General features: G+C 73.1%; 13 protein-coding genes. 2 read left to right on the forward strand and 11 right to left on the reverse strand.

The window, feature by feature from the left end:
- Positions 1–6 precede the first annotated feature (6 nt).
- The 10 genes from ACWEF6_RS16170 to ACWEF6_RS16215 are packed head-to-tail and all read right to left on the reverse strand — an operon-like array spanning position 7 to position 10,683.
- A complete protein-coding gene (locus tag ACWEF6_RS16170) occupies positions 7–1,188 on the reverse strand; it encodes an FAD-dependent monooxygenase (protein WP_449683640.1) in 1,182 nt (393 codons plus the stop codon).
- Entirely contained in the window at positions 1,185–2,417 is a 1,233-nt protein-coding gene (locus ACWEF6_RS16175) for a PP2C family protein-serine/threonine phosphatase (protein WP_449683641.1), read from the reverse strand. Before ACWEF6_RS16175 ends, ACWEF6_RS16170 begins: the two co-directional genes overlap by 4 nt.
- Positions 2,386–2,868, reverse strand: a complete 483-nt coding sequence (locus ACWEF6_RS16180) for an ATP-binding protein (RefSeq protein WP_449683642.1) — start codon at positions 2,866–2,868, stop codon at positions 2,386–2,388. The genes ACWEF6_RS16175 and ACWEF6_RS16180 overlap by 32 nt, the downstream gene beginning before the upstream one ends.
- Entirely contained in the window at positions 2,868–3,200 is a 333-nt protein-coding gene (locus ACWEF6_RS16185) for an STAS domain-containing protein (protein ID WP_449683643.1), read from the reverse strand. Before ACWEF6_RS16185 ends, ACWEF6_RS16180 begins: the two co-directional genes overlap by 1 nt.
- 7 nt (positions 3,201–3,207) lie before the next feature.
- A complete protein-coding gene (gene glgX, locus ACWEF6_RS16190) occupies positions 3,208–5,343 on the reverse strand; it encodes a glycogen debranching protein GlgX (RefSeq protein ID WP_449683644.1) in 2,136 nt (711 codons plus the stop codon).
- Between the two features lie 25 nt (positions 5,344–5,368).
- A complete protein-coding gene (locus ACWEF6_RS16195; RefSeq protein WP_449683645.1) occupies positions 5,369–5,704 on the reverse strand; it encodes an STAS domain-containing protein in 336 nt (111 codons plus the stop codon).
- A gap of 27 nt (positions 5,705–5,731) precedes the next feature.
- Entirely contained in the window at positions 5,732–7,540 is a 1,809-nt protein-coding gene (locus tag ACWEF6_RS16200) for an AGE family epimerase/isomerase (protein WP_449683646.1), read from the reverse strand.
- A 44-nt stretch (positions 7,541–7,584) separates the two neighbouring features.
- The gene (locus ACWEF6_RS16205; RefSeq protein WP_449683647.1) at positions 7,585–8,217 is read right to left on the reverse strand and encodes a DJ-1/PfpI family protein; all 633 of its coding nucleotides are present in this window, start codon (positions 8,215–8,217) and stop codon (positions 7,585–7,587) included.
- Entirely contained in the window at positions 8,217–9,833 is a 1,617-nt protein-coding gene (locus ACWEF6_RS16210) for a thiamine pyrophosphate-binding protein (protein ID WP_449683648.1), read from the reverse strand. The genes ACWEF6_RS16205 and ACWEF6_RS16210 overlap by 1 nt, the downstream gene beginning before the upstream one ends.
- Before the next feature lie 25 nt (positions 9,834–9,858).
- Positions 9,859–10,683: a type 1 glutamine amidotransferase domain-containing protein gene (locus ACWEF6_RS16215; protein WP_449683649.1), complete on the reverse strand. Its 825-nt coding sequence runs from the start codon at positions 10,681–10,683 to the stop codon at positions 9,859–9,861.
- Positions 10,684–10,891: 208 nt separating this feature from the next.
- On the opposite strand from ACWEF6_RS16215, the gene ACWEF6_RS16220 reads away from it, so the two are divergent.
- Entirely contained in the window at positions 10,892–12,538 is a 1,647-nt protein-coding gene (locus ACWEF6_RS16220) for an FAD-dependent oxidoreductase (RefSeq protein WP_449683650.1), read from the forward strand.
- A gap of 50 nt (positions 12,539–12,588) precedes the next feature.
- Here the strand turns inward: ACWEF6_RS16220 and ACWEF6_RS16225 are convergent, their stop codons facing one another.
- Entirely contained in the window at positions 12,589–13,323 is a 735-nt protein-coding gene (locus ACWEF6_RS16225) for a helix-turn-helix domain-containing protein (RefSeq protein WP_449683651.1), read from the reverse strand.
- A gap of 180 nt (positions 13,324–13,503) precedes the next feature.
- Here ACWEF6_RS16225 and ACWEF6_RS16230 point away from each other — a divergent pair, with 180 nt between their 5' ends.
- On the forward strand, positions 13,504–14,967 hold the full coding sequence (locus ACWEF6_RS16230) for an MFS transporter (protein WP_449683652.1): 1,464 nt from the start codon (positions 13,504–13,506) through the stop codon (positions 14,965–14,967).
- Positions 14,968–14,996 lie beyond the last annotated feature (29 nt).

Consider the following 14,996-nt stretch of genomic DNA (forward strand, 5'->3'; position numbering starts at 1 on the left):
CCCCGGTCAGACCTCGTCCACTGTGGACCGCCACCACCGCCGGCAGGCAGCCTCGTCCATCGCCGTCCAGTCCGGGGTGCGGCCGACCTGGGCCGTGCCGAGACGGCGGCCGAGGGCCACCAGTTTCGCGCCGTTCGCGGTGCGGGCCGTGTCGTACTCCGCCAGGGCGGCGTCCCAGACGCCGTGCCGGCGGCAGGCTTCCTCCAGCGCCCGGGCGTCTTGGACCGCCTTCGTCACGCCGCCACCCGCGTGCGGGCGGGCCAGCGCTCCCGCGTCGCCCGCCAGCAGCACCCGGCCCGTCGCGTAGCGGGTGACGGCGAGGTCGTAGATCGGCTGCAGGGCCAGCTCGGCGCGGGTGGTGGCCCGGACGATGCGAGCCCACGCCGGGGGGAAGTGGGCCTCGACGACGCGGTCGAGTGCGGCGGCCGGACCGTCGCCGACCGTGCCCGGGGGCCACGACCGCCGGCCGCCGGGGTGCGGCAGGGGCAGGTAGGCCGCCCAGTTCACCCTCGTCTCCGCGCCCGGCAGGCCGGGGATCAGGTAGAACACCGCGTGGCCGCCGGGGAACATCACCGACACCCCGGTCCCGTCCAGGGCCGGGGGCGGGGTCCCGAGGCGCGACACCGGGTAGTTGCCGCGCCAGAGCGCGTAGCCCGCGTAATCCGGATGACCGCCGCCGGTGGCGCGCCGGACCAGGGACGCGTAGCCGTCCGCGCCGACGACGACGTCGAAGTGCCCGGGCACGCCGTCCGCGGTCACCTCGACGCCGTCTTCGGTTTCGCGGACGGCGGTCACCGTCGCCGTGTGCCGGGCGACGCTGTCCGGGACGCGCTCGTGCAGGCCGCGCCAGACGATGCCCCAGTTGGTCAGCAGCAGGTCGAGGGGCTGCCGCCAGGCCCGGCGCCCGGTGTCGCCGCCCGCCGGGTCCGGGACGATCCACCAGCGCGACCGGCACCGCAGGGCCGGCATGGCCGCGGCGAAGTAGCCGGCGTCGGCGAACTCCTGCCAGGCGGTCCTGGCCAGTCCGACGCCGAACCCCCGGTCGGCCAGCACGCCGCGGCTGCGCTCGAACACGGTCACCGCGCAGCCCGCGCGGGCGAGCGCGATCGCCGCGGCGCACCCGGCGACACTGCCGCCGACGACGGCCACCCGGCTGCCGCGCACCCGCCCACCGGGGAACCGCGTCACGGGCGGCTGCGCCGGTGCAGCGCGAGCATGGTGATGTCGTCGGACTGCTCCGCGCCGGAGACGAACCGCGACAGCGTGTCCTCCATCTCCAGCAGCAGCTTCTCGGCCGCCGTCCCGGCCCGCGCGGCCACGGCGGTCATCCGGTCCATGCCGAAGAGCGCTCCCGCTCGGTCACGGGCTTCGACGACGCCGTCCGTGTACAGGAACAGCGTATCGCCGCGCTGCAGGCTCGTGTGGCCGAGCGTGTACGCGCTGCCGGGCATCATGCCGACGGCGGGCCCGGTCGGGGTGAGCAGCTCGTGCCCGCCGCTCGCGCGCACCAGGACCGGCGGGTTGTGACCGCCGTTGATGTACAGCAGCGCGCCGGAAGCCGGGTCGAGCACGCCGAAGAACACCGTGGCGAAGTAGCCCTGCCGCAGGTGGTTGCGCGCCATGTACCGGTTGGTCCCGAGCACGGCCTGGATCAGCGGGCCGGCGCCGAGGGACAGCAGGGGCGGCAGGACCGCGCCGGCCGGGCCGCCCGCCACCTCGGGCACGGCGTCCACCGGGCTCCAGGTGCCGGTGTGCTCGGCGGTGTGCCGCAGCAGCGTCCGGATCAGCGCCATGAACAGCGCCGCGCCGATCCCCTTGTCGCAAACGTCGGCGACGACGAACCCCAGCCGCCGGCCGTTGACCAGCTCGAAGCCGTCGTAGAAGTCGCCGGCCACCTGGCGTGCCGGGCGGAACCGCGACGCGAACTCCCAGCCCGGCGCCGACGGCAGCTCCTGCGGCAGGAACCCGGACTGGATCTCCCGGGCGATGCTCAGGTCGCGTTCGTACTCGCGCACGCTCGCCGCGGCGGCCATCTCCTCCACCGTCATGGTCAGCTGCCAGCGTTCCCAGCAGGAGGTCATCCGGCTCCGCAGCAGGCCCGGCAGGTAGGGCGGGACGACGAAGTCGAACCCGCCGCGCGCGCAGGCTTCGAGCGCCTGGAAGTCCTCCCCTTCGGGGAACACCAGCAGGGTGGCCGACGCGCCGGTCACCGCGACCTGCTGCGCGATCAGCGCGACCCGCTGCAGGCCGAGCGAGGCCGACACCAGCAGCACGTCGGCGTCGAGCCGGCCGGGCCGGTCGGCGAACCCGGCCGCGCTGACCTTCGTCAGGCCGATGTCCTCCGCGCGCAGCACCCGCTCGAGCTCGGGGGCGGGGTTTTCGCTGTCAGCGACGAGAAGCGCGGTCGTACCGCTCATCGTTTCCTCCGTCGTTCGGAACGCCCCGGTGCCCGCCGCGTTCGCGGTGCAGCACCAGGATGTTGCGGTTGCGGCCGCGCACGTGCTCGTAGCCGAACTCGTCGACGACGGTCAGGGCCAGGTGCAGGCCGAGGCCGCCCGCGGCGCGCAGCGGCGGCGCGGCCGACAGGCGGGGGTCGGGGTGGTGGCCGCGCGGGTCGAACGGCGGCGCGTCGTCCTCGATGCTCAGCCACACCCGCCCGTGCGCCGCGTACCCGCCGAGGTCGATCACCCCCGGCGCGCCGCGGTAGCCGTGGCAGGCGATGTTCGTGGTGATCTCGTCCGCGGCCAGGCGCAGCCGGTAGGCCTGCGGCGCCGACAGGCCGCCCTGCGCGGCGAGTTCGGCGACGAGCCCGGCCAGCACGCCGTTGACGTCGTCGCCGGTGTTGACCCGCAGCCGGCGCCCGGCCATCAGGGCTCCGCCCGGCTCTGCATCACGATGGCCCGGTCGAACCCGGTCAGCCGGATCGTCTCGGCCACCTCCGGCCGGGCGCCGACCAGCACGATGTCGCCGGTGCGGCCGAGCTTCTGGTGCGCGAAGACCAGGCACCGCAGCCCGGCCGAGGACAGGTAGGTCAGCTCGCCGGCCAGCAGGACGATCCGGCGGACGTGCTGGTCGACGGCCCGGGTGACCAGTTCGTCGAGCACGGCCGCCGAACGCGAGTCGAGTTCGCCGGACAGCCACACCGTGGCGGTCCCGTCGTCGACGTCGAGCTTGGCCTGGAAGTCCGTGGGAACACTCATCGGTGGTTCACTCCTCGTGCGATCGCGCCGCGGCCGGGCCCGGCCGGGCGAGCAGCACCGCGGACGACCGCGGGGCCAGCCGGACCGAGTCCTGCCGGGGCAGGGGTGGTTCGGTGCCGGGCGCGTGGCTGTCCGCGCCCGGCCCGGCGCCGGTGTCGGCGAACCGGTGCCAGGTCAGTTCCGGCGGCAACTCGGGCAGCTGCAGCTCGTGCGGCTCCCAGTGCGCGTTGGCGGCCACGTAGACGCAGTCGTCGGCGCCGCTCGCGTCGCGGGCGCACAGCATCGCGGCGAACACGCGGCTGTGCGGCGACCAGTCCGGCGTCCACGCGCGCACGCCGTGCCAGCTGACGTCCGGGAACAGGCCCTGGGCGCGGCCGGTGGGCTGCCGGCGGCGCCGCAGGCACGGGTGCGCCCGGCGGAAGGCGATCAGGTGCCGGGTGAACTCGACCAGCCCGGCGTTGCGCTCGACCAGCGTCCAGTCGAACCAGGACAGCTCGTCGTCGTGGCAGTAGGCGTTGTTGTTGCCGTGCTGGGTCCGCCCGGCCTCGTCGCCGGCCAGCAGCATCGGGATGCCGTGGCTGGTGAGCAGGATCAGCAGCGCGTTGCGCACCTGCCGGTCGCGCAGCCGGGCGACCGGGCCGCCGTCCACCGGGCCCTCGTGCCCGCAGTTCCACGAGATGTTGTGGTTCTCGCCGTCGCGGCCGTCCTCGCCGTTGGCTTCGTTGTGCTTTTCGTTGTAGGACACCAGGTCCCGCAGCGTGAAGCCGTCGTGCGCGGTGACGAAGTTGACCGAGGCCACCGCGCCGCGGCGGGCGTAGAGGTCCGGCGAGCCGACGAACCGGGTGGCCAGCTCGGCCACGCTGCCGACGTCCCCCTTGAGGAAGTGCCGCAGCGCGTCGCGGTAGCCGGCGTTCCACTCCGCCCAGCGGCAGTAGTCCGGGAAGCTGCCCACCTGGAACAGCCCGCCCGCGTCCCACACCTCGGCGACCAGCTTGCAGTCCCGCAGCACCGGGTCGTGCGCGAGCGCCTCCAGCAGCGGCGGGTTGGCCAGCGGGACGCCGTCGGGAGCGCGGCCGAGGATCGCGGCGAGGTCGAACCGGAAGCCGTCGACGTGGAATTCCGACGCCCAGTACCGCAGGCAGTCCAGCACGAACCCGCGCACCACCGGGTGGTTGCAGTTGAGCGTGTTGCCGGTGCCGCTGAAGTTGAAGTAGTGCCCGTCCGGCGTGAGCATGTAGTAGGTGCGGTTGTCCAGGCCGCGCAGCGACAGCGTCGGGCCCCGCTCGTCGCCCTCGGCGGTGTGGTTGAACACCACGTCGAGCATCACCTCGATGCCGGCCCGGTGCAGTTCCTTGACGGTGTGCTTGAACTCGTCGACCTGCATGCCGTGCCGCCCGGTGGCGGCGTACCCCGCCTTGGGCGCGAAGAAGCCGACCGTGCTGTAGCCCCAGTAATTGGCCAGGGGCTCGCCGGTGCGCGGATCGGTGCGGACGTTGTCCCGTTCGTCGAACTCGAACACCGGCATCAGCTCGACGCAGTTCACGCCGAGCTCGACCAGGTACGGGATCTTCGTCACCAGCCCGGCGAACGTCCCCGGCGCGCGGACGCCGGAGCTGGGGTGCGCGGTGAACCCGCGCACGTGCGCCTCGTAGACGACCAGGTCCTCCGGCGGGATCCGCAGCGGCCGGTCGCCTTCCCAGTCGAAGTCGGCGGGCGCGATGCGGGAGCGCCACGGCCGGTCCCGCCCGCACCGCCAGCGTTCCCGACCCGACAGCAGCGTCGCGTACGGGTCGACGAGCAGCGCCCGGCCGTCGAACCGGTCGCCTTCGGCCGGCGCGAACGGGCCGTCCGCGCGGTAGGCGTAGGCGATCGCCTCGGGGTCGACGCCGAACACCGTCATCGCGTACACCCCGCCGATCCGGAAGGAGTCGTCGAAGCGCAGCTCCGCGACCGGTTCGTCCTCGCCGGCGCGGAAGAGCACCAGCGTCATCGCGGTGGCGTTGTTCGAGTACACCGAGAAGTTGACCCCGCCGGGCACCGGTGTCGCCCCGAAGGGCAGCGGCTGCCCGGCGCGGACCTCGAACCCGCCGATGCGGTGGGTCGGGTAGGCGTCGATCCGCGCCGGCAACGACGTCCAGCTCATCACACCTCCTGCGTCCGGTTCGCCGTCACGGCTCGAGCGCGGCGAGCCCCTCGGCGAGCGTGTCGGTCACGGTGAAGAACCCGAGGAACCCGGTCGCCGCCATCACCTCGCGGACGTCCGGCGGCGCGCACGCGAGCGCCAGCCGGGCGCCGTTGGCCTGCGCCTGCCGGTAGACCAGCAGCAGGACCCGCAGGCCCGCGCTGGACATGTACGACGTCCGGCCGAGGTCGATGAGCACCAGCCCGCGCGGCGGCACCAGGTCGCCGAGCTGCTCGTGCACCCTCGGGGCGGTGCTGCTGTCCAGTTCCCCGTCCAGCGCGATCACGGTGACCGCGCCCTGCATGTGCTTCGCGACTTCCATGGTGTTTCTCCGGTCTCCATCGGGCGATCAGCGGTCCACCGGCGAGAGGTGGGCGCAGACGGTCAGTTCGCCGTCGCTGTCGGGCAGGCGCACGAGCAGGCGCTTGGGGTCGTAGGCGGCGTACGGGCGGCCGTCGACCTCGACCCAGTCGAGCCGGACCCGGCCCGGCGGCAGCGCGTCCGGCGCCACCCGCAGCACGCGGCCGGCGTCGGCGCGCGGGCGGAACCACAGCGACAGGGGTTCCCCGCCGATCAGCAGCCGCTGGTAGACGGTGGCGAGGTAACACAGCTCGGAGGCGTGGTACATGCTCATCGAGTGGCTGCCCTTCAGCCGCTCGGTGCCGAGCAGGTACGGGATGCCGGAAGCGAGCACGTTGAAGTAGACGCCGCCCTCGTCGTGGTCGAGGAAGAAGGCGTTGTAGAACGCCGACGCCTGCCGGGCCTGGTCGAGGAAGGCGGGGTCACCGCCGTTGCCGGCGAGCACCAGGTAGGCGAGGATCGCCTGCTCCTGCTGCCACCACGCCTTGCGGTCGTGCCAGACGAACCGGTGCCGGCCGTGCCCGGGCGCCGGCGTCCGCTCGACGACGTCGTACCAGCCGCCGCGGCGGAGGTCCGCGCCGTACTCGGGCAGGGACTTGCCGATCCGGGCGGCCAGTTCGCGGTAGGCCGCCTTCGGGCGGATCGCGTTCATCCGCATCAGGTTCCAGGCGATCTTGAGGTTGTGCCCGACGACCGCGCGGTCCTGCTGCCAGCCGTGCCCGGTGTCGGGCGTCCAGTCGGCGTGGAAGCGTTCGCGCACGAACGGGCTGCCTTCGTCCGGGAAGTGCTCGACGATCAGGTCGAACGTCTCCTCCAGCATGTCCGCGTGCCGCTCGTCGCCGGTGGCGAGGAACAGGTTGACCAGGTACGCCGGCGCGTGGTCGCCGATCGAGTTCCAGTTCTTGCGCGCCCGGTTGGGCCCGAGCGACTCCTCGTGCGGGCTCAGCCGCAGCGGGTCGATGTGCGAGAAGTAGCCGCCGTGCTCGGGGTCGCGGAAGAACCGCCGGAACAGCCGCAGGGTCGCTTCGGCGTCCTCGGCGATCCGCGGGTCGCCGGTGATCCGGTAGGTCTGGGCCGGGCCGGCGAGGGCGTAGATCTGCTCGTAGGCGGGGATGGCGTGGTAGTCGTCGCCGAACTCGGAGGTGAACAGCTTCTCGTGGTAGCCGCCCCGCACGTCGATCCCGTGGTACCAGTAGACGACGTCCTCGTCGCGGTCGACGAACCGCATGTGCTCGCGCAGGTATTCGGTGCCGCTCTCGGCGACCCGCAGGTAGTCCTCCTCGCCGGTGAGCAGGAACGCCGACGCCATCCCGTAGACCAGCCGCGAGATCGTGTCGGTCTCCTGCACGTGGTGGTCGCTCTTGTCGCCGCCGAGGCGCAGGACGGTGCGGTAGTCGGCGAAGTCGGCGTGCGCGGCGGTGCCGAACTGCGCCCGGCGGTAGAACCGGGCCAGCTCGGCGAGCTGCCGCACCCACCACCCGCGCTGCTCGAACGCGTATTCGGTGCCGCCCCGGCCGCAGAAGACGACGTCCTTGGCCTCGAAGACGTGCCCGCCGCGGTCCGGGTAGAACACGCCGTAGGCGAACAGCGGCCGGCCGGGCTCCAGGAGTTCGTCGAGCTCGCCGGTGGCATCGGCGCCGGGCTCGCCGAGGTTGTGCAGGAACCGGGCCGACGTGGTGGAGGTCAGCTCCGCGCGCACCGGCCGCCCGTCGTGCGTGCGCAGGTCGGCCACCCGGGTGTGGCGGTCGTACCCGGTGACGCGCGCGGCCACCAGGTCGGAGAAGGGGAAGTCGGTCATGGCAGGCACTCCCGGCCGGAGATCCGAAGTGGACAGAGCATCGGTCAGCTCGCCCGGCGCCACCGGCGCGGCCGCCGCGCCGCACGCGCCGCGACCAGGTCGATGAGCGCTCGGGCGAACAGGTGGCAGTGGTCGGCGCTGCGGGCCGTCACCAGGTCGCCGTCGACGACGACGTCCTGGTCGGTGTAGACCGCGCCCATGTTGCGGACGTCGCCGAGGAGGTTCACGTGCGCGGTCACCCGGCGGCCCCGGACGTGCTCGGGGATCGGCGACACCAGCCACATCCCGTGGCAGATCACGCCCTTGAGCACCCCCGGCATGCCGAACGCGCGCCGCAGCAGGTCCACCGCCGGGGCGAGGCGGGCCGGGTCCTCGGTGTAGCGCAAGCGGTCGGAGACCATCCCCGAGGGCACGATCAGCGCGTCGAAGCCGGCGAGGGTGTCGTCGTCCACCTGCTCGAGGTCGTCGTCGACGGTCACCGGCAGGCCGAACTCGTGCCCGGTGAACGTCAGCGAGTCCTGGCCCCAGAGCCGGGTGAGCCAGCGGACGGTGGCGCCCTCCTCGGCGAACCGGCGCTCGTAGTAGTGCACCTCCGGCTCGACGTAGTCGGCCTCCAGCAGGATCGCGATCGTCCGCCCGGTCAGCACGCCGCCTTCGCGCGGCACCAGCTGTTTCATCACGCTGTCACCAGGTCGACCAGGAACGGCCCGGACGCGGCCAGCATCCGCTCGACGGCTTCGTCCACTTCGGACGCCTTGGCCACCCGGACGCCGTCGACGCCCATGGCCGCGGCCAGCTCGACGAAGCCGATCTCCGGGTCGCCGAGGGCGAACCCGCCCGGGTAGCCGTGCGGCTCGATGCCCCGCTCGGCCCGGTACTGGTCGAGGTTGTGGTCCAGCAGCCGGTAGCGGCCGTTGTTGCAGACGACGAACCGCGCGGCGATGCCGTAGCGCGCGGCCGTCCACAGCGCCTGCGGGGTGTACATGCTGCCGCCGTCGCCGGTGAACCCGACGACCTGGGCGTCCGGCCGGGCCAGCTTCGCCCCGATCGCCCCGGTGATGCCGACGCCGAGGGAACCGCCCCGGGTCAGGAAGTAGGTGCCCGGGGTGCGCGGCGGGAGGTGCTTGACCAGGCTCGGCGACGCGGTCAGCGCCTCGTCGAACACCACCAGGTCCGGGCCGGCCTGCGCGGCCAGGGCGGCGGCGAACCGCTCGGCCAGCGGGCTGTCCTCACCCACCTCCGGGGCGGTCCGGGTGCCGCGGGCGAGGTCGGTCCAGCCCGTGTCGGGCAATTCGTCGGCGAGCAGGTCACCGAGCGCCGCCAGGGTCGGCTTCGGGTCGGCGACCAGCGGCACGTCCACCGGGAAGTTCTTCGCCACCTCGTAGTCGTTCAGGTCGACGTGGACGATCTTCGCGCCCGGCGCGAACGGGCTGCGCAATTCCGGGAACACCTCGGGGAAGACGTAGGTCCCCGCGATCAGCACCGCGTCGGCGTCCCCGACCACGCCCGCGCTGTGCGTGCCGAACATGTGGCCGAGCTGCCCGCGGTAGAGCGGGTGCGTGGTGTCCATGTTGACCTCGGAGTCGTTCACCCCCCACACCGGCGCGTTGAGCAGCTCGGCCACCCGGGTCAGCTCGGCCTGCGCGCCGGACACCGAGACGCCGTCGCCGAGCAGCACGATCGGCCGCCGCGCCGAGGCCAGCACCGCGGCCGCCCGGTCGAGCTCGCCCGGCACCGGCAGCACCGCGCGGGTCGGCACCACCGTGCGCACCGCGGGCTCGGTGGTGAGCTCGTCGAGCACGTCCATCGGCAGCGCGACGAACACCGGGCCGCGCGGCGGGGTCATCGCGATCTTCACCGCCCGCCGCAGCACCCGCAACAGCGAGCCGGGGTGCAGCACCCGCGTCGCGTACTTCGTCACCGGGCGCGCCATGGCGACCAGGTCGGCGGCCATCTGCGCGTCGAGCGCGTCGTAGCGGACGCCGGCCTCGCCCGCGATCACGACCAGCGGCGAGTGCCCCCGCATGGCCTGGTACAGCATGCCGATCCCGTTGCCGAGGCCGACGCCCGTGTGCAGCTGGACGAGCGCCGGCCGGCCGCCGGCCCGGGCGTACCCGTCGGCGATCCCGACGACCGCCGCCTCCTGCAGGCCCAGCACGTAGCCGATGCCGGGGAAGTTCTCGAGCTCGTCGAGGAAGCCCTGTTCCACCGTGCCCGGGTTGCCGAACATCCGGGTCATGCCGTCGGCGGCGAACTGCTCGAGCATCGCCACCCGGCCCGCGCGTGCGGTCATCGTGTGCTCCTTCACTCTTCCGCGGTCACCAGCCGAAGCGGCGCAAACCCTGTTCCAGCACCTCGACCAGCTTCTGCCCGGCGAGGAACGAGTCCGGCGTGGACCGGGCGGTGATGAACGGGTAGTCGACGATCACCGACGTCTCCTTGCCCACGTTGCCGTGGTAGCGCCCGTCCGGGGCGGTGGCGTCGCGCAGGATGTACTCGAGCGGGTACGGCGGCGGCCCCATGTTGAAGTCGACGCCGACGAACCCGGTGCCGTCCTTGTAGTCGTACTCCTTGCAGTGGCCGGTGACGTGCTTGCCGCGGATGATGCTGGTCCGGTCCTCCCAGTCGCGGGCGAAGGCCAGCGGCGCGACGCCGTAGCACTCGCCGACGACCGGCTTGTCCGCGCGGACGAAGGCGAGGATCAGCTCGTGCAGCCGCCCGTTGTTGGCCAGGTCGACGATCGGGCCGCTGCCGCCCACGATGACGAGCGCGTCGTACCGCTCGACCTCGGTGTCCAGAGTGGACAGATCGCGGTAGTACGCCTCGATCAGCCGCAGGAACCCGGGCTCGCTGTTGTAAGGACGCTCCGGGATCAGCTCGGCCAGGCTCAGCGGGTCGTCCAGCCGGGCGGACTCGTCGAGTTCGCGCGCGGCGACGGCGACCTCGGGCGTGGTGACCGAGCGGCCGAGCGGCGGGTCGACGTACCCGGGGTCGAGGCTCGGCGGCAGCGCCTGCGGCCGCTTCCCGTTGGGGGTGGCGAAGACGCTCTCGTAGCCGGCCGCATCGGTGGCGGTCACCGGGCCGAGCAGCTCCTCACCCCAGTAGCCGTACTCGGAGAGCACGTACAGGATCTTCTTGGACATCGGCACTCCCGTGCTGGTGCTGGTGAATTCCCGGGATCCGGGCTGAAGCCAGTGAAGCAACCGGATCCGCCGCGGAGCCAGGGAAAAGCCTTACGGCGCCGTCACTTCGACAAGTCGGGCCGGGCACCGGACGTCGATTCGGGGGTACCTCGGCGGACTTCGTGACGTCGGGATCGGCGCGCGCGCGTGCGGTGCGGACACTGCGATCATGGTGACCGCCAAGCAGTCCGCGCCCGCCCTGCTGGTCGTCGACGACGACCCGACCGTCCTCAGCGCGCTGAGGCGGGACCTCGGCCGCTACCGCGACCGGTACCGCGTCCTGGCCACCGGCACGCCCCGGGCGGCGCTGGGGATCCTCGACACGTTGCGCGAGCGCGGCACCGAAGCGGCGTTGCTGCTGGTGGACCAGCGGATGCCGGAGATGACCGGCACCGAGTTCCTCGGGCAGGCGCGGAGTCGCTTCCCGGCGGCGAAGAAGGTGCTGCTGACCGCGTACGCGGACACGTCCGTCGCCATCACCGCGATCAACGAGGTGCGTCTCGACCACTACCTCGTCAAGCCGTGGGAGCCGCCGGAGGAGCGGCTCTACCCGGTCCTCGACGACCTGCTCGCGTCGTGGGAGGCAGCCTACTGCCCGCCCTACGGCGGCATCCGCGTCGTCGGCCACCCGTTCGCGCCGGCCACGCACCGCCTGCGCGACTTCCTGACCCGCCACCAGCAGCCGTTCCGCTTCGTCGACGTCACGACCGCGAGCGGCGCCGACGCCGAGGGGGCGGCGTGGCCGCGGGTGCACCTGCCCGACGGGACCCGGCTGTCCCAGCCCACGCACCGGGAGCTGGCCGAGGTGCTCGGGCTCGCCCCGGCCGTGGACCGGCCGCACTACGACACGGTGATCGTCGGCGGCGGCCCGACCGGGCTGGCGGCGGCCGTCTACGGTTCGTCCGAGGGGCTGAGCACCCTGCTGGTGGACGCCTACGTGCCGGGCGGGCAGGCCGGCACGTCGAGCCGGATCGAGAACTACCTGGGGTTCCCGGCCGGGGTGTCGGGCGCGGAGCTGACCCGCCGGGCGGTGGCGCAGGCCCGCCGGTTCGGCACCGACATCCTGGCCCCGGTTTCGGCGGTCGCGTTGCGCGCGGCCGGGCGGGCCCGGGTGCTGTGCCTGTCGGACGGGCGCGAGGTCACGGCGGGCGCGGTGCTCCTGGCGACGGGCCTGGCGTACCAGCGGCTGGAGGCGGTGGGCGCCGAGCGGTTCGAGGGTGCCGGGATCTATTACGGGGCAACGACTTCGGAGACGACGACGTGCGCGCAGGGGCACGCGTGGATCGTCGGCGGGGCGAACTCGGCGGGCCAGGCGGCCCTGCACTTCGCCGAGCACGCGTCACGGGTGACGCTGCTGGTGCGCGGGCCTTCGCTGGAGGCGTCGATGTCGCGCTACCTGATCGACGAGATCCGCAGCCACCCGGCGATCGACGTCCGCGTGGACACCACGGTGGTCGCGGTCGACGGCGACGACCGCCTGCGCCGCCTGACTCTGTGCGACCGCCGCACCGGCCGGGTGTCCTCAGAGGACGCGGAGTACCTGTTCACGTTCATCGGCGCCCGCCCCCGCACGGAGTGGCTGGCGGACGCGGTCGCCCGCGACGGCCACGGTTTCCTGCTGACAGGCCCGGACCTCCCGGAGGCCACCCCGAACGCCTGGGACCTCCCGCGGCGGCCGTTCCTGCTGGAGACGAACATGCCGGGGGTGTTCGCAGCCGGGGACGCGCGGGCGGGGTCGGTGAAGCGGATCGCGTCCGGGGTCGGCGAAGGCGCGATGGCCGCGTCGCTCATCCACCGGTACCGCGCGGAATCCTGACAACGGAAAGGCCACCCGGGTTGCCCCGGGTGGCCTTTCCACGCGATCGGTCAGGACGTCACCGTCAGCAGGTACTGCAGCAACGTCACCAGCTCACCCCGTTCCGCCTCCGGCAGCACGTCGAACACCGGGGCCAGGAGCTGGTTCGTCACGTCGATCGCGCTCTGCCAGCGCTTGCCCACCTGGCGGACGCGAGACGCCTCCAGCCGGCCCGGCCAGCCGAACAGGTCCCAGATCACCGACGGCGAGTGGTAGCGCAGTGCGTCCTGCGGGGCCAGGTCGCCCGCCAGGACCGCGACCATGTGGCGCGCCCCGCGCAGCTCGCGCAGGACGTTGAGCTGGTGCAGTGCGTGCGCCTTCGGCTCGGCCGGTACGTCCAGGGCCCGCCAGCCGGCGAACACCGGGGCCAGTTCGGGGCCCGCCGCGGCGACGACCGGGTCCAGGAGCTCGGCCAGGCGGGCCGCGTCGAACTCGTCCGGGATGTGCTCCTGGGCCCAGCCGGCCGCGCAGACCGCGAACTCGACCGACGCCTCCCGGCGCGGCAGCACGTCGCGGCTGCGTTCCCACACCACCCGCAGGGACTCGGCGTTGACGAACGTGAAGCCCGCCGCGACGACGTCGGAGTCGACGTCGCCCAGCACCCCGCCGCGGCCGGCGAAGTAGAAGTCCGACTCGACGAACCCCAGCTCCGCGCCGCGGGCGAGGGTCTTCGTGCCGAGCATGAAGCCGGACGGGATCCGGCGGATCGGGTCCTCGGTCGCCGCGGCGACGTCGAGTGAATGCATGGCTGGCTCCTTCTCGCCAGGAGGATGGGGGGACGGCCGGGAACACGCGCGACGGCACGGCCTCGGGCCAGCATGCGCCCCGGCCGGCGGGGTCAACCAGAACCGGCTCATGCTGGTACTGCCAATACCACGACTGGTTCAGGCTCTCCACGCGCGCGACGCGTGCCCCAGGCTGGTCCCATGGCTACTGACGCATCCCGGCCGGACCCGCCCACGCGCTTCGGCGCCCGGCGCTGGCTCCTCCTCATCATGCTCTGCGCATCGCAGTTCATGGTCGCGCTCGACTTTTCGATCGTCAGCGTGGCCCTGCCCGCCATCGGGCACGACCTCGGCTTCACCTCCACCGCGGACCTGCAGTGGGTGATGACGGCCTTCATCCTGTTCATCGCCGGGTTCCTGCTGCTGTTCGGGCGGGCGTCCGACCTGTTCGGCCGGCGCAAGCTGTTCCTCATCGGCGTCGCGCTGTTCACCGTGTTCTCGCTCGCCGGCGGGCTGGCCGAGACGCCGTGGCTGCTCATCCTGGCCCGCGCCGGCCAGGGCATCGGCGCGGCGATGGTCGGGCCGTCGGCGATGTCGCTGCTGACGACGTCGTTCCGCGAGGGGCCGGAACGGCAGAAGGCGCTCAGCGTCAACGGCGCGGTGCTGATGCTCGGCTTCATCGTCGGCGTGATCAGCGGCGGCATCATCACCGGTGCGCTCAGCTGGCGCTGGACCATGCTGCTGCTGGCGATCATCGGCGGGATCGTGTTCGTCGCCGCGATCGCGCTGCTGGAGGAGAGCAAGGACGCGAACGCCGCCCGGCTCGACGTGCCCGGTGCGGTGCTCGCCACCGCCGGCATCCTGGCGCTCGTCTACGGCATCTCGACCGGCGACAGTGCCGGCTGGGACAGCCCGGCGACGATCGGCACGCTCGCCGCCGGGGTAGTGTTCCTGGGCCTGTTCCTCTACGCCGAAGCGAAACACCCGGCACCACTGGCGCCCCTGGACGTCCTGCGGCGGCGGTCGGTGAAGTGGGGCGGGCTGGCCGGGTTCATCACCTTCGGCATGTGCGGTGGCGCGACCGTCCTGGAGACGCTCTACATGCAGGACGTGCTGGGCTACAGCCCGATGCGCACCGGCCTGTCGCTGATCCCCCTCGGCGGCTCAGCGGTGATCGGCGGGCTGATCGGCAACCGGACGATCGGCGCACTCGGCGTGCCGCGCGCGCTCGTCTGCGGGCTGCTGCTGCAGGCGGTGTCGACCGGCCTGATGGTGCTGCTGCCCCAGAGCGGCAACTTCACGCTGCTGGTGCTGACCAACATCGGCCTCGGCTTCGGGCACGTCACGGCGGTCATCGCGTTCAACATCACGGTGACGTCGGGGCTGCCGGACGACAAGCAGGGCCTGGCGGGCGGCCTGGCGCAGACCGCGCAGCAGCTGGGCAGCGCGGTGTGGCTGCCGGTGCTGGCCGCGGTGGTGACCGCCCGCACGGCGAGCCTGGAGAGCACCGGCGACACGGTGGCGGCCACCACGAGCGGCCTGCACGCCGGCCTGCTGACGGCGGCGCTGATCGCCCTGTTCGGCGCGGCCGTGGCCACGATCTTCCTGCGCGGCCGCCAGTCCGCGGCCGCGACGGCCCCGATCGCCGCCGGCGTCAACGACTGAACCACCCACCCCGAGCAGGCGCTCGCCGG

It is taken from the genome of Amycolatopsis sp. NPDC004772, from assembly GCF_053601215.1.

Excerpts from the sequence above, each read along its gene's own strand:
- ACWEF6_RS16175 (WP_449683641.1), bottom strand. The coding sequence starts at position 2,417 with ATGAGCGGTACGACCGCGCTTCTCGTCGCTGACAGCGAAAACCCCGCC.
- ACWEF6_RS16180 (WP_449683642.1), bottom strand. The coding sequence starts at position 2,868 with ATGGCCGGGCGCCGGCTGCGGGTCAACACCGGCGACGACGTCAACGGC.
- ACWEF6_RS16185 (WP_449683643.1), bottom strand. The coding sequence starts at position 3,200 with ATGAGTGTTCCCACGGACTTCCAGGCCAAGCTCGACGTCGACGACGGG.
- glgX (WP_449683644.1), bottom strand. The coding sequence starts at position 5,343 with ATGAGCTGGACGTCGTTGCCGGCGCGGATCGACGCCTACCCGACCCAC.
- ACWEF6_RS16195 (WP_449683645.1), bottom strand. The coding sequence starts at position 5,704 with ATGGAAGTCGCGAAGCACATGCAGGGCGCGGTCACCGTGATCGCGCTG.
- ACWEF6_RS16200 (WP_449683646.1), bottom strand. The coding sequence starts at position 7,540 with ATGACCGACTTCCCCTTCTCCGACCTGGTGGCCGCGCGCGTCACCGGG.
- ACWEF6_RS16205 (WP_449683647.1), bottom strand. The coding sequence starts at position 8,217 with ATGAAACAGCTGGTGCCGCGCGAAGGCGGCGTGCTGACCGGGCGGACG.
- ACWEF6_RS16210 (WP_449683648.1), bottom strand. The coding sequence starts at position 9,833 with ATGACCGCACGCGCGGGCCGGGTGGCGATGCTCGAGCAGTTCGCCGCC.
- ACWEF6_RS16215 (WP_449683649.1), bottom strand. The coding sequence starts at position 10,683 with ATGTCCAAGAAGATCCTGTACGTGCTCTCCGAGTACGGCTACTGGGGT.
- ACWEF6_RS16220 (WP_449683650.1), top strand. The coding sequence starts at position 10,892 with ATGGTGACCGCCAAGCAGTCCGCGCCCGCCCTGCTGGTCGTCGACGAC.
- ACWEF6_RS16225 (WP_449683651.1), bottom strand. The coding sequence starts at position 13,323 with ATGCATTCACTCGACGTCGCCGCGGCGACCGAGGACCCGATCCGCCGG.
- ACWEF6_RS16230 (WP_449683652.1), top strand. The coding sequence starts at position 13,504 with ATGGCTACTGACGCATCCCGGCCGGACCCGCCCACGCGCTTCGGCGCC.